The 19,159-nt window shown below is 72.2% G+C and carries 16 protein-coding genes and 2 pseudogenes; 11 read left to right on the forward strand and 7 right to left on the reverse strand.

Annotated features, from left to right (window positions below; all coding sequences use genetic code 11):
- A partial coding sequence (locus AB0G15_RS41440) for a GAF domain-containing protein (RefSeq protein ID WP_362851026.1) occupies positions 1-1,119 on the forward strand: 1,119 nt, incomplete at its 5' end.
- A 28-nt stretch (positions 1,120-1,147) separates the two neighbouring features.
- Here AB0G15_RS41440 and AB0G15_RS41445 read toward each other — a convergent pair.
- From AB0G15_RS41445 to AB0G15_RS41460, 4 genes are all read right to left on the reverse strand, one after another.
- Entirely contained in the window at positions 1,148-1,825 is a 678-nt protein-coding gene (locus AB0G15_RS41445; protein ID WP_362851027.1) for a CBS domain-containing protein, read from the reverse strand.
- A gap of 277 nt (positions 1,826-2,102) precedes the next feature.
- Positions 2,103-2,846, reverse strand: coding sequence for an HAD-IA family hydrolase (locus tag AB0G15_RS41450; RefSeq protein WP_362851028.1), 744 nt, complete (start codon positions 2,844-2,846; stop codon positions 2,103-2,105).
- Positions 2,847-2,999: 153 nt separating this feature from the next.
- Positions 3,000-3,674, reverse strand: coding sequence for a pyridoxamine 5'-phosphate oxidase family protein (locus AB0G15_RS41455; protein ID WP_362851029.1), 675 nt, complete (start codon positions 3,672-3,674; stop codon positions 3,000-3,002).
- Between the two features lie 334 nt (positions 3,675-4,008).
- Entirely contained in the window at positions 4,009-6,657 is a 2,649-nt protein-coding gene (locus AB0G15_RS41460) for a GNAT family N-acetyltransferase (RefSeq protein ID WP_362851030.1), read from the reverse strand.
- A 696-nt stretch (positions 6,658-7,353) separates the two neighbouring features.
- Here AB0G15_RS41460 and AB0G15_RS41465 point away from each other — a divergent pair.
- Positions 7,354-8,673, forward strand: coding sequence for a phosphoribosyltransferase (locus tag AB0G15_RS41465; protein ID WP_362851031.1), 1,320 nt, complete (start codon positions 7,354-7,356; stop codon positions 8,671-8,673).
- A gap of 167 nt (positions 8,674-8,840) precedes the next feature.
- On the opposite strand, the pseudogene AB0G15_RS41470 reads toward AB0G15_RS41465, so the two are convergent.
- The 3 genes and pseudogenes from AB0G15_RS41470 to AB0G15_RS41480 form a co-directional block, all read right to left on the reverse strand.
- A pseudogene (locus AB0G15_RS41470) lies at positions 8,841-8,975 on the reverse strand (hypothetical protein); the annotation flags it as partial.
- Positions 8,956-9,096 (reverse strand): CBS domain-containing protein, encoded by a 141-nt coding sequence (locus tag AB0G15_RS41475; RefSeq protein ID WP_362851032.1) that lies wholly within the window; start codon positions 9,094-9,096, stop codon positions 8,956-8,958. The pseudogene AB0G15_RS41470 and the gene AB0G15_RS41475, both read right to left, overlap by 20 nt.
- Before the next feature lie 152 nt (positions 9,097-9,248).
- Positions 9,249-9,506 (reverse strand): dsRBD fold-containing protein, encoded by a 258-nt coding sequence (locus AB0G15_RS41480; RefSeq protein ID WP_362851033.1) that lies wholly within the window; start codon positions 9,504-9,506, stop codon positions 9,249-9,251.
- Positions 9,507-9,696: 190 nt separating this feature from the next.
- Here AB0G15_RS41480 and AB0G15_RS41485 point away from each other — a divergent pair, with 190 nt between their 5' ends.
- The 9 genes and pseudogenes from AB0G15_RS41485 to AB0G15_RS41525 all read left to right on the forward strand — a co-directional run.
- A complete protein-coding gene (locus AB0G15_RS41485; RefSeq protein ID WP_362851034.1) occupies positions 9,697-9,939 on the forward strand; it encodes a cation-transporting P-type ATPase in 243 nt (80 codons plus the stop codon).
- Positions 9,940-10,082: 143 nt separating this feature from the next.
- Positions 10,083-11,129, forward strand: a pseudogene (locus AB0G15_RS41490) (HAD-IC family P-type ATPase); the annotation flags it as partial.
- A gap of 124 nt (positions 11,130-11,253) precedes the next feature.
- On the forward strand, positions 11,254-11,604 hold the full coding sequence (locus tag AB0G15_RS41495; protein ID WP_362851041.1) for a cation-translocating P-type ATPase C-terminal domain-containing protein: 351 nt from the start codon (positions 11,254-11,256) through the stop codon (positions 11,602-11,604).
- Between the two features lie 115 nt (positions 11,605-11,719).
- On the forward strand, positions 11,720-13,396 hold the full coding sequence (locus AB0G15_RS41500) for an NAD(P)H-dependent oxidoreductase subunit E (RefSeq protein ID WP_362851035.1): 1,677 nt from the start codon (positions 11,720-11,722) through the stop codon (positions 13,394-13,396).
- Entirely contained in the window at positions 13,393-16,089 is a 2,697-nt protein-coding gene (gene fdhF / locus AB0G15_RS41505) for a formate dehydrogenase subunit alpha (protein WP_362851036.1), read from the forward strand. The genes AB0G15_RS41500 and fdhF overlap by 4 nt, the downstream gene beginning before the upstream one ends.
- Positions 16,090-16,220: 131 nt before the next feature.
- Positions 16,221-17,117: a universal stress protein gene (locus tag AB0G15_RS41510; protein WP_362851037.1), complete on the forward strand. Its 897-nt coding sequence runs from the start codon at positions 16,221-16,223 to the stop codon at positions 17,115-17,117.
- Between the two features lie 177 nt (positions 17,118-17,294).
- Positions 17,295-18,161, forward strand: coding sequence for a universal stress protein (locus tag AB0G15_RS41515; RefSeq protein WP_362851038.1), 867 nt, complete (start codon positions 17,295-17,297; stop codon positions 18,159-18,161).
- Entirely contained in the window at positions 18,161-18,643 is a 483-nt protein-coding gene (locus tag AB0G15_RS41520) for a CBS domain-containing protein (protein WP_362851039.1), read from the forward strand. The genes AB0G15_RS41515 and AB0G15_RS41520 overlap by 1 nt, the downstream gene beginning before the upstream one ends.
- 163 nt (positions 18,644-18,806) lie before the next feature.
- The coding region (locus tag AB0G15_RS41525) for a CBS domain-containing protein (RefSeq protein WP_362851040.1) at positions 18,807-19,159 on the forward strand (353 nt) is incomplete at its 3' end.

Consider the following 19,159-nt stretch of genomic DNA (forward strand, 5'->3'; position numbering starts at 1 on the left):
TCGGCGGAGGTCACCACCAGCCTGCTGTCGGGCGCCGAACCGAATCAGGTGCTGACGCTGATCGCGCGGCGGGCGCGGCAGATGGCCGGGGCCGATGTCGTGGCGGTTTTGCTGCCCGATGAGGGTGGGCGGGTCCTGCGGACGTTGATCGCCGATGGGGAGGCCTGTGATCAGGTGGCCCATGCCGAGGCATCGATCGCCGACTCTTTGGCCGGGCAGGCTTTCACCGGCGGTGTGCCGCTCATGGTCACCGATCCGTGCGAGGCGAAGGTTCCCATCGCGATCGCCGAGTACGTCTCGCTCGGCCCGGTGGCCGCGGTGCCGATCGGCGCGGCGGGAAGTGTGCGGGGGGTGTTGTCGCTGGGTAAGCGTTCGGGTCGCATCCCGTTCAGCCAGAACGAACTACACACTTTGCACTCTTTCGCCGGGCAGGCCGCGATCGCCCTGGAGCTGGCGGAGAGGCGGATGGACGCCGAGCGGCTGAGCTTGCTGGAAGATCGCGACCGGATCGCCAAGGACCTGCACGACGTGGTGATCCAGCGGCTGTTCGCCGTCGCCATGACGTTGATGAGCGCGGTGCGGCTGATCGAACGGCCAGAGGTCTCCTCGCGGGTACAGAACTCCATCGATGAGCTGGACGGCACGATCCGGCAGATCCGCTCCACCATCTTCGCCTTGCAGGCCTCCCCCCAGAAGGGTGATTTCGGGTTGCGCGCGCAGATCGTCACCTTGGTGGAGGGGGCGCGCGGTCATCTGGGTTTCATGCCGGGCCTGGAGATGAAGGGCCGGTTGGACAGCGAGGTGTCACCGCGAGTGGCCGAGCACCTGCTGGCCGCGTTGCGTGAGGCGTTGTCCAATGTGGTGCGTCATGCCCAGGCTTCAAAGGTCGATGTATCGGTGGATGCCGGCCGGGAGCGGCTTGTCCTGACCGTGGCCGACAACGGCATCGGGCTGTCGGCCGACGGCAGGCGCAGCGGGCTGCGTAATCTTCAGGAGCGGGCCGAGCGGCTCGGCGGGTCCTTCACCGCAGGCTGCCCGTCAGAGGGCGGCACCCGGCTGGTGTGGAACGTTCCCCTGGGTGAGAGGCAATCGCAGCAGGCCGGCTCTCAGGCGCGCTGAGAACCCGGCCGGCAGGGCGGCCTCTTCGTCATCGTCCCCCGGTGGGGGTGTTGTCCCGGTCCCAGGTGAGTTCGTCGAACACCTCGACGACTCCGTTGATCTGCCGGGTCATCCACAGCGCGATCCGCGTGTCCGCGCGCAGGGTCATCCGCCCGCTCAGCGTCACCACACCGTCCTTGACGGTGACCTGGACGCGGGAGGTGTCCATCCACAACGCCCGCGTCAAGACGTCCACGCGGACCTCGTGTTCGATGTCGCGGTCGGAACGGACGAACACCTTCAGCAGGTCGCAGCGGCTGACGATGCCCGCCAGGCGACCGTGCTCGTCGATCACCGGGAGCCGTTTGACGCCTTTGTCGTGCATCAGACGGCCGGCGGCCACTACCGGGGCGTCCTTCGATATCGTGACCGCGGGGGCGCTCATCAGGTCCCGGGCCACCTCGCCTCTGGTCTCGTCCGCGCACGGCTTCCGTTGTGGAGAGGTGCGTGAGGGGTGATGCCCGCCGGGGAACCGCTCCTGGAGCTCCTGTCCGCGCAGCAGGTCGGCCTCGGAGACGACACCCACCACATGGCCGTCGTCGTTCACCACCGGCAGGGCGCTCACCGCGTGGGTGAGGAGCGTCTCGGCGATGTCCTTGAAACAGGTGTTCTCACCCGTTGAGATCACCTGACAGGTCATCACGTCCTTGACGGTGACATGGCGCATCTCTGCCTCCGGGCACGCGCTGACAATCGAAGCCTCGGGTGAAGGTGCGGCGCTCGAACCGGCCGTGTGACGGCCCGGCCGGCCGGTTCGTCCGGCCGCGTGGCCGTCCGAGGTCGGCGACCGGGGTCGGGCGATGCGACCTGGCCCCGGTGGGGCGCCGCGTTCATCGGCCGCGATTGGTCCATACGGGCAGCATCGGTCATGCTCAGGGCATTCTGCAGGGTCCAAGTACTCTTTTGGCGGGGACTGTCGACCCTAAGAGATGCGGTCGAACCGCTCAGTGGCTGCGTCTTCTTCCCTGCGGCCGTAGTTCGGCCAGATCGGTGACGACAAGATCGGCTCCAGCGGTCCGCAGGGCCTGTCCCTGGTCGTGCCGGTCGACCCCGATGACAAGGTTGAATCGGCCTCGCCTGCCCGCCCGCACGCCGGCCAGAGCGTCCTCCACGACGGCCGTCCTGCCCGGGCTCACGCCCAGTCGCCGGGCCGCGTACAGGAACAGCGCGGGGTCGGGTTTACCCGCCAGTCCCAGCCGGTCGGCGGCCACGCCGTCGACCCGGATGTCGAACAGGTCGGTGGCGTTGGCCGCATCGAGCACTCGCGCGCAGTTGCGGCTCGCCGAGACGGCGGCCGTGAGCACATCGCGGCGCCGTAGTTCGCGTACCAGATCAAGGGTCGAGGGGAAAGGGGTCACGCCGTGTGCGCTGATCTCGGCCCGGAAGGCCGCGTCCTTCGCGGAGGCGAGGCTCGCCGCCGTGTCCGGATCGACCGCGATGTTTCGGGAGCGAAGAAAGTCGTTCACCCCTTCCAGCCGGGATTTGCCGTCGACGTGGCGCAGATAGTCCTCGCCGGCGTCGAAGGGCAGGAATCGCTCACCGGATCGTTCGGCGTACTTGTTCAAAAAGGCGTCGAACACCTGTTTCCATGCAGGGGCGCGCACTCTGGCCGTATCGGTGATGACCCCGTCGGTATCGAAGATCATCGCGGTGATCTCTTCGAGGTCCACCACCGCGGTGGCTGTCATGAAGCGGCCCCTTCCCGCAGGGTACGGCGCCGCCCGGCCCTGCCGTCAGGGCTCGCCGGCCCCGGAGACCGGTGACCTTCGCCGGAAGAACGCGCAGGGCGGAAGGGGGCGGCTGAAGGTGGATGAGCATCCGAGCGGCCCTCCCGGCGTGGATCACCGGCCGTGCCGGATGCGGCGGCCGGTGATCTCAGAGGGAGTGATCTTGACGTAGAGTTCGCGGTCGCCACCGGCCCAGGACCGCACGCTCAGGGCCGTCACGGCCGCCTGTTCCTCGGCGGTGGAGACGTGGTGGACGCCGCCGCGGATGAGCACGCTCCAGCCCTCGCGGTTGGCGTCGTCGATGCGATCGACCTCGAAGGCGATTTTGAACTCGACGCCCTTCACCCCGGTGCTCAGGTTCGCGTCGAACGGTCCGCCGAAGGCGGTGCGGAAGATCACGCAGCCCTCGTGGAGGACGTAGTTGACCGGCAGGATCGTCGGGCCGCCGAGGTCGTCGAAGGCCAGCCGGCCGACCCCGCCGGGTGAGATGAGCCGCAGGCACTCCTGCGTGTCCAGGCGCTCCAGCTCGGGATGCAGGGCGGCTCGCCCCTGCCCGGGTGGCTGGTCGACGGTCGCCCCGAGGAGTTCGGCGATGCTGGTGTCCAGGGCTAAGGCCAAGCGCTCTATGGTCTCGATGGCGGGCGCGGCCGCCCTCTGCTCCACGTAGGCGAGGTAGGAGGGGTCGATTCCCGCCCGGTTCGCCAGCTCCTCCCGGTCCAGGCCGAGGCTTTCACGCCGTCTGGCGATCCGGCGGCCGAGGTCACCGGCGGCGGCGAGGCGTTCAGCCATGGGATTCTCCCCTCAAAAGATGGACATCGTCAGCGGAGGCCGACTTCGTCCGGCATGCGGCGAAACCTTCGTCCGGCATGCGGCGAAACCGCGTCGAACACGGCGCCGGGCTCTGGCGGGCGGCCTCTGGAGAGGTCTTCTCACGGGGAACGCTACGGCGGGGGAGGGGAAGGGAACAGGGCCGAAAGTCCTGCTCATCGTGGCCGGGTGACCTTGTCTGTTCCGGCACCCGATCCGGGCGGGCACCGCGGCCGGCAGGCCGCACCGGCTCACCGTGACAACCAGGCACTCGCCCCCTGCGACGAGGTTTGTACGGCGTCGGGATGCCGGTCCGTCAACGCAGCTGACGGCGCAGGGGAGAGGGGGCGGGCGGGGCCGGGGCCAGCCGGATGCGCAGATCCACCGCGACGGCGCCGCAGGGGCCGGCGATGATCGGGTTCAGGTCCAGTTCGGCGATCTGGGGAAGATCGTCCACGAGTTTCGCCACGCGGACGATGTGATCCTCCACGGCGGCGGTATCGGCCACCGGGCGGCCCCTGTAGCCGAACAGCAGCGGTGCGCAGTGCAGTTCCTGGACCATCTCCGTGGCATCCTGGCCGGTCAGCGGAGGGCTGCGGAAGGCGCGGTCGGTGAGCAGCTCGGCGCTCACGCCTCCCATGCCGACCATGACCACGGGGCCGAAGGAGGGGTGGCGGACCGCGCCGACGATGATCTCCACGCCGTCGGGGACCATCGGCTGGACGGTCGCGCCGGTCATCTGCGGGCCGATCGTGTCCTTCATCGCATGGTAGGCGCCGCGCACCTCCTTGAGAGTGCGCAGCCCGAGCCGGACGCCGCCGACATCGCTCTTGTGCACCGGTCCGGTCGCCTTCAACGCGACGGGAAACCCGAGACGGGCGGCGGCCCGGGCGGCCTGGTCAGCGCTGTCCGCGGCGGCGAACTCCGCCACGGCGACGCCGTAACAGGCGAGAAGCCGGGCCGCCGTCACCGGGTCGAGCCAGCGGCCCGCAGGGTGTCGCGACAGATCTTCCTCGACGAGCTCGCGTGCCGCCCGGAGGTCGGTCCCCGCAGGGGGGACGAAGGGGAGGACCGGACGTGAACGCCACCGCGCGTAGTCGGCGACCCGGCTCACCGCCTGCACGGCCTGCTCGGGAAAGGCGTAGGCCGGCACCGGGCCGATCGTCTCGTCATGGCCGGCCACGCAGGCGAGCACGGTCTTGGCCGCCGAGCCCGCCACCCGTGCGATCGCCTCACGGGTCCGCTCGAGTCCCGACCCGAACGGCGGGGTGTAGACGATCAGGACCGCGTCCACCACCGGATCTTCCAACGCGGTCAAGGCGGCGAACTCCAGCTCCCCGGCCCGCCCGTCGGCCGTCAGATCGACCGGGTTGGCCACAGCGGCGGCCGCCCGCAGCCGGGAACGCATTCGTCGCTGGGTGGCGGGTGACAGTTGCGGGACGACCAGGCCGTGGCGCTCGCAGGCGTCGGCGGCCAGCGCCTGTGGCCCGCCGGAGTTGCCGACGATCGCCATCCGGCTTCCGGCGGGCAGCGGCTGGGTGGCCAGAAGCCGCGCGGTGTCCAGCAACTCCTGCATGCCGTCGACGCGGATGACCCCGGCGGCGCGCAGCAGGGCCTCGACGGCGATGTCCGGGGTCGCGGCGGCGGCGGTGTGCGAACGCACCGCCCGATCCCCCGAGCTACTGCGGCCGCTCTTGATCGCGACGATCGGTGTGTGCCGTCCCACGCGGCGGGCGATCCTGCCGAACTTGCGCGGGTTGCCGAAAGACTCCAGGTACAGGGCGATGACCTCGGTGCGCGGGTCGTCCTCCCAGTACTCCAGCAGGTCGTTGCCGCTGACGTCGGCCTTGTTGCCGACCGAGACGAAGGAGGAGATCCCGACCTTGAGTTCGGTGGCGCGGGCGACGAGCCCGGCGGCCACCGCTCCGGACTGCGACATCAGCGCCATGGCGCCCGGAGGCGGAGGATGCGGCAGGAAGCTGGCGTTGAGCGCGGCACCGGTGTTGACGACTCCGAGGCAGTTGGGGCCGATCAGCCGCATCCCGCCGGTACGGCAGAGGCGCAGCAGTTCGGCCTGGCGCGCGGCCCCCTGCGGGCCGGTCTCGGCGAAGCCGGCGCTGACCACGACGAGACCGGCCACGCCGTGGCCGGCGCACTGGCGTGCGACGTCCAGGACGGCGCTCGCCGGAGTGGCCACGACGACCAGGTCGACCGCCTCGCCGATCGAGGACAGGTCCGGGTAGGCGGTGACGCCGAGGACCTGGGCCGCCTTCGGATTCACCGGGTAGACCGGTCCGGGAAATCCGCCGTCGAGCAGGTTGCCCAGCAGCCGGTGTCCCACCCGGTCCGGATCGCGGCTCGCCCCCACGACGGCGACCGACCGGGGCGACAGCACCCGCGCCAGCGAGGCGCGCCCGGCCTCGTGGTCGCGCCGCTCGATCGCGGCCGTCAACATGTCGGTGGGGCGCAGGTCGATCCGGACGCGCACCTCGTCGCCGTCGAACTCGCGGGTCGCCGTCAGGCCGAGGTCGGCGAGGACTTTCAGCATCGTCCCGTTGCCGGTGAGCACGTCGGCCACCAGTTCGCCCACGCCGTGGGCCGCGGCGTCGAGCGCCAGATGTTCCAGCAGGAGAGTGCCCAGGCCGCGCCCGTGTGCGTGGTCGTCGATGAGGACCGCCACGTCGGCGCTGTGGTGGTCCTCGCCGGGAATGTACTCCGCGACCGCGACGAGCCGCCCCGCAAGAAGGGCGACCTGGGCGTGCCCGCGGTAGTCGGGGCCGGTCAGCTGGTCCATGTGCCGGTGGGCCGTGGCGCGGCCGGCGGTGAAGAACCGCAGGTAGGCCGATCTCGCGGAGGTGTGGTCCACCAGGTCGTGCAAGGCCGCGCGGTCCGTGCCGCGCAGCGGCCGGACGTGGGCGATCTCCCCGTTTCGCAGCAGCACGTCGCATTCGTCAAAGCTCGCCATGAGGCCAGCCTTTCCCGGCGCCCGGCGCCGGGAAAGGGGTCCTTGGGCCCCATCGCCCGGCCGAAGGTCACCGGCCGGGGTCCGGTGACGGGTCCGGGACAGATACCGACCATGCTTTTTCCGCCTGCGGCATTCCCAGTCTCCCAGCAGGAGCACGACGGCGATGTGCGTCTCCTTGATCTGCGCCCACGGTCCCATCGGCGACGCCTCCACGCTCGATCCGCCGGCCGGATGACCCAAGCACCGGCTGAACGGCCGGACCCGCCCTCGATGTGATCGCGGGCGGATGGGCAGGCTCCCCCATACCTCAGCCCTTCCCCTGGTCACGGTCGGCGACTCCGCTGCCGGCGATCGACCCCGTGCTGCGGGACGAGCGGGCGACGCGTCCGGACCTGGACGCCACCACCGCCTGAGGAGAGGCCTCCCCACGGCCATGTGCCGCTCCAGCCCGCCGGCCCGCGCGGCCCTGGGACCTTCGTCCTTCGCCTAGCGCCCCTGGGGCGGGTTCGGGTGCCTCGGCCGTGGCCGACGTAAAAGCGATGCGGCTTTTTCTGCGGGGCGGTCCTGCTCGGGACCGGTGGGCCGGTTTCCGCCCACGAGGTCGCCGATCAGGACCTTCGGCCCTGTCGTCGGCGTGGTTTTCCCGTCGATGGTGGTGAGAGAGGTCTCTTTGTCGCAGGTCGCGAGGTGAACGAGATGTTCGTCGATCGTCGTGATGCCGGAATGCGGCTGGCCGGGCGGCTGCGCGGATTCGCCGGTGCTGAGAACGTGGTCGTCGTAGGGCTGCCCCGAGGTGGCGTGCCGGTGGCGTTCGAGGTGGCCAGGGCCCTTCGCGCTCCGCTGGACGTGATCGTCGTCCGCAAGCTCGGGGTGCCGTTCCAGCCGGAGGTCGGGTTCGGCGCCCTGGGGGAGGGCGGGGTGCGCGTGGTCGACCGCGACATCGTGCGGCGCGCGAATCTCACCCAGGAGGAGATGACCATGGTGGAGGAGCGGGAGTGGGCCGAACTCCTGCGCCGCGGGCGCCGCCTGCGTGGTGAGCGTGCCCCGGTGGATCTGGCGGGCCGTACGGTGATCGTGGTGGATGACGGCATCGCCACCGGCGGGACGGCTCGTGCCGCCTGCCAGGTGGTTCGTGCGCGTGGTGCCTCACGGGTGGTGCTGGCGGTTCCGGTGGGAGCACCGGAGACGATCGAGAGCCTGCGTGAGGTGGCAGACGAGGTGGTCTGCCTGCGGGCGCCGGAGTTCTTGTACGCGATCGGTGCCTGGTACCGCGATTTCTCCCAGACCACCGATGATCAAGTGGTCGAGCTGCTGGGCCGGGCCGCAGTCTCGGAGGGTGAGCGCGAGGAGAGTGCGCGGGAATCCGATCCCGGCTCCGCCGGGGAGGTCTGGATGGACGCCGGAGGGGTCCGGCTGCCCGGCCGGCTCGTCGTTCCACGCAACGCCGCCGGGGTGGTGGTGTTCGTGCACGGCAGCGGCAGCAGCCGGCACAGCCCGCGCAACCGGTATGTGGCCTCGACGCTCAACCGTGCGGGTCTGGCGACGCTGTTGTTCGACCTGCTCACCCCGCAGGAGGAGTTCGACCGGGGCAACGTGTTCGACATCGGGTTGCTGGCCGGCAGGCTTGTCCAGGTGACGGGCCGGCTGGGGGATCGGCCCGAGGTGGCGGGTGTCCCGGTCGGTTATTTCGGGGCCAGCACCGGAGCCGCGGCCGCGCTGTGGGCGGCCGCGGAGCCGGGCTGCGAGGTCACCGCCGTGGTCTCCCGGGGTGGGCGGCCCGATCTGGCCGGGCCACGACTTCCCGCGGTGCGGGCGGCGACCCTCCTGGTCGTGGGAGGCCGCGACGAGGCGGTGATCGACCTCAACAGGGCGGCACAGAGGCGGTTGCGTTGCGAGAATCTGCTCCAGATCGTCCCCGGTGCCACACACCTGTTCGAAGAGCCGGGAACACTCGAGACCGTCGCGGTTCTCGCGCGCGACTGGTTCGCCGGCCACTTCGGGCCGTCGATGAACTGAGGGCCTCCGGTTCTCCGTCGCCGAGACGAATCATGCCCGCGGTCGCCGGGCGGCCCGGGCGATCAGGCTCCGCCCCAGATGATCGACATGGGCACGATGTCATCCTCTCGCCAGGTGACCTCGTCGATCACGCTGACCACCCCGTCGAGGTTCCGCGTCATCTGCGCGAGGGTGACGGCCTGACGGTGTCCGTCCACGCGCCCGCGGAGCCGCACGACGCCGTCTCGAACCCCGACCTCGAGGGTGCCGGGATCTGTCCCCAGGGCGTGGGCGAGGATGTCGTCACGGATCCGTCGCTTGATCTCGTCTGATCTCGTCGTCGCCGCGGACGAACACCTTGATCAGGTCCCGGCGGCTGACGATGCCGGCCAGCTCGCCGTCGGCGCGCACGACCGGCAGCCGCCCGACCCCGTGCCGGTCCATCGGTGAACGTGGCGGCGGCGAAACGGGGGGATTCCATCGCGCTGGGATGGTCGCAGCACCTCGACCAGGAAAGAGCGCGAACCGTGCGCGAAACCATGGCCGACGCCCGCGTCCCGGTCATGCCGATCCCGGTGGCGCGGCATGAGGGGCCCTCACCATGAGGTGGGGCCGCTGACCTGGGCGATGTCCTCGGAACCGACGGCGAGCAACCTGCCGGCCAGGTCGGCCAGCGCGCGGGCGGCCGCGAGCTCGTCGCCGATCTCGGGCACCTGCGGGTCGGCCGGGTTGCGGCACGCGTGGCCGGCCCCGGCCAGGCAGGTGCGATCCCCGGTGGACAGCACCGCCCGGGCGGAGGTGGTGTCGCCGTCCTCGGTGATGTGGATCTGTACGGTCCATCGCTTGGCGTGCATGGAAGACCCCCTCCGATCGCATGAACGCTCACCATCCATGCTGGTCAGGGACCTTGTCCCCGAACAGGGCAGAAGGCCCCGAAATCGGAGGACCTCCGTACCGGCCGGCAGGTCCGCGAGGCCGAAGGTCCCGCCCTCCTGCGACGATCTCCTCTACGACGGTGAACCTTCCGGTTGGAAGCATTGAGGCATGTCGACCACCTCTCACACGCGGTCGGGGCTGACGGGCGCGCAGGCGGCACGGCGTCTCGCCGGCGAGGGGCCGAACACGCTTCCCGCGGGCAGGCGGACGCCGGCGGGTGTGCTGCTGATCCGCGAGATGGTCCACTTCTTCGCGTTGCTGCTGTGGGCCGCGGCGGGACTGGCCCTCCTGGCGGGCATGCCCCAGCTGGCGCTGGCCATCGCGCCGGAACTCTCACCCCCAACGAGATGACCGTCGTGCGGGTGTGGACTCCCCGCGGCGCGCTCGACCTGGCCGATCCTGCGTCCGCCGCCGAGATCATGCGCTCGGCCGTGCTCAGCTCGACCGGGCGGCTGGTGCGCGCGAACGGGCGGTGGAAGCCGGTGGGAGACCCGATGGAGGTGGCCCTGCACGCGCTGGCCCTGCGTGCCGGATCGAGCGAGGACGGAACGGTCACCAGGCGCCTGCCGTTCGACCCCGTCCGCCGCCGCTCCTCGGTGATCGTCGACGGCGTGCTCCACCTCAAGGGCGCCCCGGACGCGGTCCTGCCGCTGTGCGCGGCGGCGCCGGGGGCCGAACAGGCGCTGGGGGACATGAGCCGGCGCGGGCTTCGCGTCCTGGCCGTCGCCCGCCGGGCCGCTCCGGCGGTTTCCGCCACCCCGCAGACCACCCCGCAGACCGCCGCGGACGCCGAGCGGGACCTGACGCTGCTGGGACTGGTGGGCCTGGAGGATCCGCCTCGCGAGGACGTCGCGGAGGCGATCGAGAGGTGCCGCCTGGCCGGGATCAAACTCGCCATGATCACCGGTGACCATCCCGGCACCGCGCGCGCGATCGCCGAGAAGGTCGGCCTGCTCGGGCCACAGGAACTCGTCGTCACCGGGGACGAGCTGCCCGGGGACGACGAGGCCCTCGGGGCGTTGCTCGATCACGACGGGGCCGTGATCGCCAGGGTCACGCCGGAGGACAAGCTGCGCGTGGCCCGGGCGCTGCGCGGGCGCGGGCACGTGGTGGCGATGACCGGTGACGGTGTCAACGACGGGCCCGCGCTGCGGGAGGCCGACATCGGGGTGGCCATGGGAGCCTCGGGCACCGACGTCGCCCGCGAGGCCGCCGACCTGGTCCTGCTGGACGACCACTTCGCCACCATCGTCACCGCGGTCGAGCTGGGCCGGGCCACCTACGCCAACATCCGCCGCTTCCTCACCTACCACCTGACCGACAACGTCGCCGAGCTCACCCCGTTCGCCGTCTGGGCACTGTCCGGGGGCACGATCCCGCTCGCGCTCACCGTGCTTCAGGTCCTCGCCCTGGACATCGGCACCGACCTGCTGCCCGCCCTCGCCCTGGGCGCCGAACCGGCCGGCCCCCGGACCATGCACGGCCCCGCACGGACGGGCTCACTGGTGGACCGCCACCTGATCCGCCGGGTGTTCGGCGTCCTGGGGCCCGCAGAAGCCGCCGTGGAGATGGCGGGCTTCGCCGCCGTGCTGCTGCTGGACGCTGGGAGCCGAACCGTCACCGGCTCTGCTCGCCGCGGCCTCCGGCACGGCGTTCGCCGCCGTGGTGCTGGGCCAGCTCGCCAACGCCTTCGCCTGCCGCAGCGAGACCCGGCCGGTGGGGCACCGATGGTGGGCGGGCAACCCCCTGCTGCTCTGGGCGGTCGCGGTCGAGGCCGTGCTGCTGACGGTCTTCCTCGGCGTGCCGCCGCTGTCCGGCCTCCTCGGCGGATCGTTCCCCCCGCCCGCGGGCTGGGCGCTGGCGGCGCTGGCCGTTCCCGCCGTCGTGGGTGCCGACGCGCTGCACAAGGCGATCCAAGGTCCGGAGCAGGCCCGCAGGGGGCACCGGCCGGCCCGGCCGGCTCAGCCGCCTCGAGGCACGGCGGCCTCTCCGCCGCCAGGGCAGGCCGAGAGGTGAAACACCTCACCAAAGGTCGAGGAAGGGTAGTCAAGGGATAAAAGTCCTCCCCGATGGATCCATGAGACCTGATGGGGCGCAGGCCGTGGGTCCATAGGGGGTCCATGATGAAGGTATGGGTCCGGCCGGCCGTTTCGACGCCTTCCGCGCGCTGGCCAACCGGCGTGGACGTCCCGGTGCCCGGCTGACGGAGTCCCTGGCCGAAGCCGCCGCCGACTCGCCGGACGGCCCGCAGGCGTGGGCACCCGAGGTGGCCAGGCGGTTCGGGCTGCCGGCGGCCGCCGGGCTGGGCCCGGCCACCTTCTACGCCGACCTCGCCGCCCGGCACGGTCGCCGTCACGTGCGGGTCTGCACCGCCGCGGCCTGCTTCGCCGCCCGCGCCGGCTGCCACCTGGCCGAGGTCGAGAACGCGCTCGGCACCGCCGCCGACAGCGCCGGCCCCGATCCTCAGGTGTCGCTGCAGACGGTCCGCTGCCTGGGCCACTGCTACGCGGGCCCCGCCGCTCTCGACGGCGACACCCCCTGCACCGGCCCGGACCTCGCCGGCCAGCTCTCCGGCCGCCTACCGCCGCAGGCCCCCTCGATCCCGGCCGCCGACGCCACCGGTGATCCGGTGGTGCTCGCCGGCGTCGTCGCCGGGGACGCCGCCTGGCAGGTGTGGCCGCGAACGGTGGCGGCGCGCACCCCCGAGCAGATCCAGGCCGAGGTGGCGGCGTCCGGGCTGCGAGGGCGCGGCGGAGCCGGATTCCCGGTGGCCGCCAAGTGGGCGGCCACCGGCGGCTCACCCGACACCGTGGTGGTCGCCAACGGCGACGAGGGCGACCCCGGCTCCTACGCCGACCGGCTGCTGATGGAGGCCGACCCGGCGCGGGTACTGGAAGGGCTGGCCCTGGCCTGCCTGGCCTGCCATGCCCGCCGCGCCGTGGTACTGGTGCGCTCGGAGTACCCGCGGGCACTGGCCCGGATGCGGGCCGCGGTGCGAAAGGCCTACCAGGACGGGCACCTGGGACGCAGGATCCACGGCAGTGACCTGGAGCTCGACGTCGAGGTGGCCGAGGGCGCCGGCTCCTACGTGGCCGGCGAGGAGACCGCCCTGATCGCCGGACTGGAAGGGGGACGCGGATGCGCCCGGCCACGGCCGCCCTACCCGACGCGACACGGCCTGTGGGACGCCCCCACCGTGGTCAACAACGTCGAGACGCTGGCCGCCCTCCCCTGGATCGTGCGCCGGGGCGGCGACGCGTACGCCCGGCGCGGCACGCGGGCCGAGACCGGCACGAAGCTGGTCTGCCTGTCGGAGCGGTTCGCCCGGCCCGGCTGCTACGAGGTCGAACTCGGCACCTCGGTGCTCGGCATCGTCACCGAGCTGGGCGGCGGCCTGCGCGAGGGGGCGCGGCTGAGCGTTTTGCAGGTGGGCGGGCCACTGGGCGGCTTTCTGGCTCCCGATCGGCTGGACGTACCGCTGACCGACGCCGATCTGACGAGCCGCGGCGCGGCGCTCGGACACGCCGGCCTCGTCGCCTTCGACCGGCGCGTGGAACCGCGGCAGGTGCTGCGGCACGTGTGGGAGTTCGCCGCCGCCGAGAGCTGCGGAGCCTGCTCGCCGTGCCGGGCCGGCTCCCGCCGCGGCCTGGAGATCGCCACCTCCGGTACACCCGCCGGCGAGGAGTACGCGCGGCTGCTGCGGGTGATGGGCCAGGCCAGCCTGTGCGCCTTCGGGCGGCGGGTTCCCGCCGCCGTGCGCAGCCTCGCCCGCGCCTACGGGGACCGGCTGAGGGGGTGGGACCGGTGAGAGTCGATGTCGACGGTGTCACTGTCCGGCCGGCCCAGGGCGCCTCGCTGCTCGCCGCGGTGCGCCTGGCCGGAGCCGAGCTGCCCACGCTGTGCCATGACGACCGGCTGACCCCGGCGGGCTCCTGCCGCACCTGCCTGGTGAGATCAGGCGGAAAGGTGGTGGCCGCGTGCGTGACCCCGGCCGCCGACGGCGCGGTGGTCGAGGTCGCCGACGACGAACTGCGGACGCTGCGCCGCGAGGCCGTGGAGGTGATCGTCGCGGCCCTGCCGCCCTACGCGCTGGACGGCGGTGTGGACGACCGCGAACTGGCCCGGGTCTGCCACGCGATGGGGATCGCGCCGGAGATCGCCCAGGGGCGCGGCGGCCGGGGCCGCGACGACAGCCACCCCTACGTCCACCTGGACCGGGATCTGTGCATCGCCTGCGGCCGCTGCGTGCGCATGTGCGCCGAGGTCCAGGGCACCTTCGCCCTCACCCTGACCGGCCGGGGCGCCGACACGGTGGTCGCCCCCGGCACGGGCGGGCCGTGGGCGCGCTCCGACTGCGTCGCCTGCGGCGGCTGCGTCGACACCTGCCCCACCGGGGCCCTCACCGAACCCGGACTGCCCCTCGGCGGCCCGGCGGCCCTGACACGCACGGTGACCACGTGCGGCTACTGCGGCGTCGGCTGCTCCCTGGAGGTCCTCACCCGCGAGGGCCAGGTCGCGGCCGTCCTGCCGGACCACAAAGGCCCGGTCAACCGCGGGCACGCCTGCGTCAAGGGCCGCTTCGCCCACGGCTTCCTGCGTTCCCCCGAACGCCTCACCCGGCCACTGCTGCGCCGCAACGGCCGCCTGGAGCCGGTGACCTGGGACGAGGCCCTGAACCACATCGCCCGCGGCCTGCGGGCCGCCGTCGCCTCCGGCGGTCCCGACGCGGTGGCGGTGATCTCCTCGGCGAGGGCCACCAACGAGGAGAACTATCTGATCCAGAAATTCATGCGCGTCGCCGTCGGCACCAACAACATCGACAACTGCTCCCGGCTCTGCCACGCCCCCTCGGCCGCCGGGCTGACCGCCTCCTTCGGCCTGCCCGGCGGCACCGACACCTTCGACGACGTCGAGAGCTCCGACTGCCTGCTGGTGGTGGGCGCCAACCCGGTCGAGGCCCACCCGGTGGTCGGCGCACGGCTGCTGCAGCGAGTGCTGCACGGGGCGCGGCTGGTCGTCGCCGACCCCAGGGCCGTCGGGCTGGCCCGCTACGCCGACGTGCACCTGCGGCCCCGCCCCGGAACCAACGTCGCCCTGTTTCACGGGCTGGCGCACACGCTCTGGGCCGAAGGCCTGGCCGACGAGGAGTTCCTGCGCCGCCGCGCCGGAGGCCTGCCCGAGCTCCTCACGCTGCTCGCCGACTACCCGCCGGACCGGGTGGCCGCCCTGACCGGCGTTCCCGCCGAGGATCTGGTCGCCGCGGCCCGGCTCTACGGACGGGCCGAGCGACCGGCGATCATCTACGGGCTGGGGGTCACCGAGCACCTGCACGGCACCGACGGAGTGCGCGCCCTGGCCAATCTGGCGATCCTGCGCGGCGCGGTCGGCACGGAGCGCGGCTTCGGGGTGAACCCGCTACGCGGCCAGAACAACGTCCAGGGCGCCTCCGACATGGGCGCGCTGCCCGACGTCCTGCCCGGGTACGGCAAGGTGACCGATCCGCTCGCCCGGGCCAGGGCCGAGGACGTGTGGGGGGCGCCGGTGCCCGGCCGGCCCGGGATGCGCATCCCGCAGATGTTCGCGGCCGCCCGCGCGGGAACGCTCGGGGCACTGTGGATCGTGGGGGAGGACGTGTGCGCCACCGACCCGGACGCCACCCGGGTCGCCGAGGCACTGGAGGCCTGCCCGCTCGTCGTCTGCCAGGAGCTGTTTCTGTCCCAGACCGCCCGCCGCGCCGACGTCGTGCTGCCGGCCGCGTCCTGGCTGGAAAAAGACGGCACCTTCGTCAACTTCGACCGCCGCTTCCAACGGGTGCGTCCCGCCCTGGCCCCGCCGGGACAGGCCATGACCGACTTCGCGGTCGTGCACGCCCTGGCCTCGGCGCTGGGGGTGGATCTGGGCTGCCGGACGCCGGCCGAGGCGCTGGCCGAATGCGGCCGGGTGACGCCCCTGTTCGCGGGGCTGTCCCACGAACGCCTGGACCGGGAGGGCGCCATCGCGTGGCCGTGCCCCGATCCCGGCGGCCCCGGGGAGGCCAGACTCTACCGGGAGCGGTTCGCCACCCCCGACGGGCGGGCGCACCTGGCCGCCCGCCCCTATCTCCCGCCGGGGGAGAACCCCGACGACCACTACCCGGTGATCCTGGTGACCGGACGGCGCTGGGCCCACTACAACTCCGGCGGGATGACCCGCCGCACGGGCAACATCCTGCTGGATGACATCGACCGGCTCGACCTGCACCCCGCCGACGCCGCCCGGTACGGTCTTCGCGACGGCCACCCGGTCACGGTGGAGAGCCGCCACGGCCGCGCCACGCTGACCGCCGGTCTGAGCGACGACCTGGTGCCCGGACAGGTCTTCTGCGCCTTCCACTTCCCCTCCAGCGGGGTCAACACCCTGACCTCCGATCACGCGGACACCGTGACGTCGTGCCCGGAGTACAAGGTGACCGCGGTACGGCTGATCCCCGGGCCCGCCGCCGCGGCGCGAGGAGGTGAATGACCTTCGCGCGCCGTCCGGATCACCCGCGGGCGCGGTCCCGTGCCGAAAGGCAGAAGGTCCTACGAGGACGGGACCTTCCGCCCTGCTGATGAAGCCCGGCGTCGCCAAACGATGGAACAGAGGTGAGGACCATGACGAAACAACATGGGATCGTCGTCGGCTACGACGGTTCGGACTTCTCCCTGCGGGCCCTGGAATGGGCGACGGAGGAGGCCGAATCCAGGAGGCTCCCGCTCACCGTCACCTACGCCTGGCGGTGGCCGTACAGCGAGGCCGACGGCGAGGCCAGGCTCCATCTGAACAAGGCGGCCGAGCACGTGCTGCTCCACGGCGTCAAATGCGCCCACGCGCACTCCGCGACCGTCGAGGTGGTCACCGACCTTCACGAGGGCTCGGCCGCACAGCGGCTCGTCGAACTGTCCGACAACGCACACCTCCTCGTGGTCGGTGCCCACAACCGGGGGATGACCGCCCGATTCATGATCGGCTCTGTCGCGGCATTCGTGGCGGCCCGGGCCCGATCTCCGGTGATCATCGTGCGTGAAGCGGGCCGGGTGCCCGTACCCCCGCAACCGGGGCCCGTCGTCGTGGGTGTCAAGGACACCACGGCCGACGCGGTGCTGGATTTCGCGTTCCAGGAGGCGGCCCTGCGGCGTCTGCCCCTGTGGGTGGTGCACGCCGGTCATCCGCGCCAGCTGGCCTGGGGCATCGCCATGGCCCACGTGCCCGACCTCGAGGACTCGGCCCGGGCCTGCCGCGAGCGGGTGGAGGAGCGTCTCACGCCGTGGCGGCAGAAGTACGAGGACGTCCACCTCGAGGTGCGTTCGGCCACGACCGCGCCCAGGGAGGCTCTGCTGGCCGCCTCGGCCGAGGCCGGCCTCGTCGTGGCCGGCAGGGGCCGGACGGCAACCCGCACCGGCCACCTCGGAGCGATCCCCGCGTCCCTGGTCAGGCACGCCTCCTGCCCTGTGGCCCTCGTACCGTCCGCGGAGGAACACGGCTCCTCACCCACGCCGCCCACCGGGTAGGCGAGAGCACCCTGAGGCGAAGGCGCCAGGAGCCCACCGCAGGGCCGGCTCGGCGATCGGCCCCCGGCGGCAGCGGCCCGGCAACGGAGGCCGGAAGTCCCCGATGAACAGGTCTTTGGGCCGCTGCCAGAAACGCCGCCGACCGCTGGAATGGAGACAGAACCCAAGGAGGTCGACATGACAGCGCACATAGTGGTGGGCGCAGACGGCTCATCTCCCGCCGACAGTGCGGTCGAATGGGCCGCCGACGACGCGGTGCGGCGCGGATGCGCCTTGAAGATCGTCCATGTGTGCGAGCCGTGGCCCGGTGACATCCCGCTGCAGACCCCGCCAGGCTTTCGAGACTCCGTCACCGAGTACGGCCAGGAGGCGCTGGAGCGCGCCACCGCGCTGGCGCGTGAGCGCGCCCCGCACCTGGAGGTGGAGACCGTGCTGGAGGCGGGCCGGGTGAGCGAGGTCCTGCGGCGCGAGGCCGAGGACGCCGAACAGCTCGTGCTGGGCAGCCGGGGGCTGGGCGGATTCACCGGGTTGCTGCTCGGCTCGGTCTCCCTGGCCCTGGCCGGGCACGTGGCCACCCCGGTCGTGGTCGTCAGGGACACACCGAAGCGCGCGCACGACCGGATCGTGGTGGGCTTCGACGGCTCCGACCACTCGGCGGTGGCGCTGGAGTACGCCTTCGAGGAGGCCGCGCGCCGCGGCGCCAGGTTGCAGGCGGTCCACACCTGGCAGATGCCCGTCGTGGGACCGGGCGCCCTGATCTACACCCCGCTGGTCGAGGACGTCCTGGCCGCCGAACGGCAGGTCTGTGCCGGCACGCTCACCCCGTGGCGGGAGAAGTACCCGCGGGTCGAGGTCGAGCAGACGCTGGTCTGCGGGCATCCGGCCGGCGTCTTGTGTGAGGCCTCGGCGGCGGCGGACCTGGTCGTCGTCGGCTCCCGGGGACTGGGCAGGTTCGGCTCGGCCGTGCTGGGCTCGGTCGGCCACGGAGTCCTGCACCACGCCCGCTGCCCCGTCGCCGTGGTCCGCGCCCGAGGGGAGGCCTGATGGACACCGCCCTCCTCACCGTGGCGCAGGTGATGAGCCGGACACTGGTCGCCGTCGACCTCGAGGAGTCCCCGCTCCTGGCCTGGGAGATCATGCGCCGCGCGAGGGTCCACCACCTGCCGGTCGTCGACGGGCACGGCTGCCTGCGCGGGATCCTGACCCGAGAAGACCTCACCGCCCGCTGGTCCGGCGGCCCGATCGAGCAGTCACACGTGCACGTGCGCACGCTCCTGGCCGATCGCCGCCGCCCGCACACCACACCTGACACGCCCCTGGCCGACGCCGCCGCCGCGATGCTCGACGCCGGCGTCGACGCGATCGGGGTCATCGGAAAAGATCACCGGCTGGCGGGGATGATGACCGCCACCGACGTACTGCGGGCCGTGGCCGGCCGCGTCACCGAACATCAGGAGCCGCCCGAGCTGATGACGGGAATGTTCCGCCTGGTCCCGGTCCTGCCCTCCAACGTCCCCGCCGGATGAGGGACGTCACGCTCACGATCGCCGGCTCGCCGGCAGGACGAAAAACCGGCTCACGAGGACGGCCGCCGCGGGATCCGCCAGACCATAGGTCCTCCCATCAAAGGACTTTCGCCGCTGACGCTTCCCGAACCACTTCGTGATCCTAGGAGTGAGGAGGTGCGTCATGAAGGTCCGGGAAGTCATGGGCGACGTGGCGATCGCGGTACGGCCGGAGGCGACGTTCACCGAGATGGTCGAGGCCATGCGGCGCTTCAAGGTCGGCGCGCTCACCGTCATCGACGCCGACGATCACCCGATCGGGGTGGTCGCCGACGACGACCTCCTGCTCAAGGAGACCGATTCCGGCGCACGCACCGGGGGAGTCTTCGACAGCCGCAAAAGACGCAAAGAACACCGCAAGGCCGCGGGCAACACGGCCGGACAGGTCATGACCACCCCCGCGATCACCATCACGAAGGACACCACGGTCCGGGACGCGGCACGGCTGATGCACCGGCATCGCATCAAGCAACTGCC

It is taken from the genome of Streptosporangium sp. NPDC023825 (genome assembly GCF_040639575.1).
Taxonomy (GTDB): Bacteria; Actinomycetota; Actinomycetes; order Streptosporangiales; family Streptosporangiaceae; genus Streptosporangium.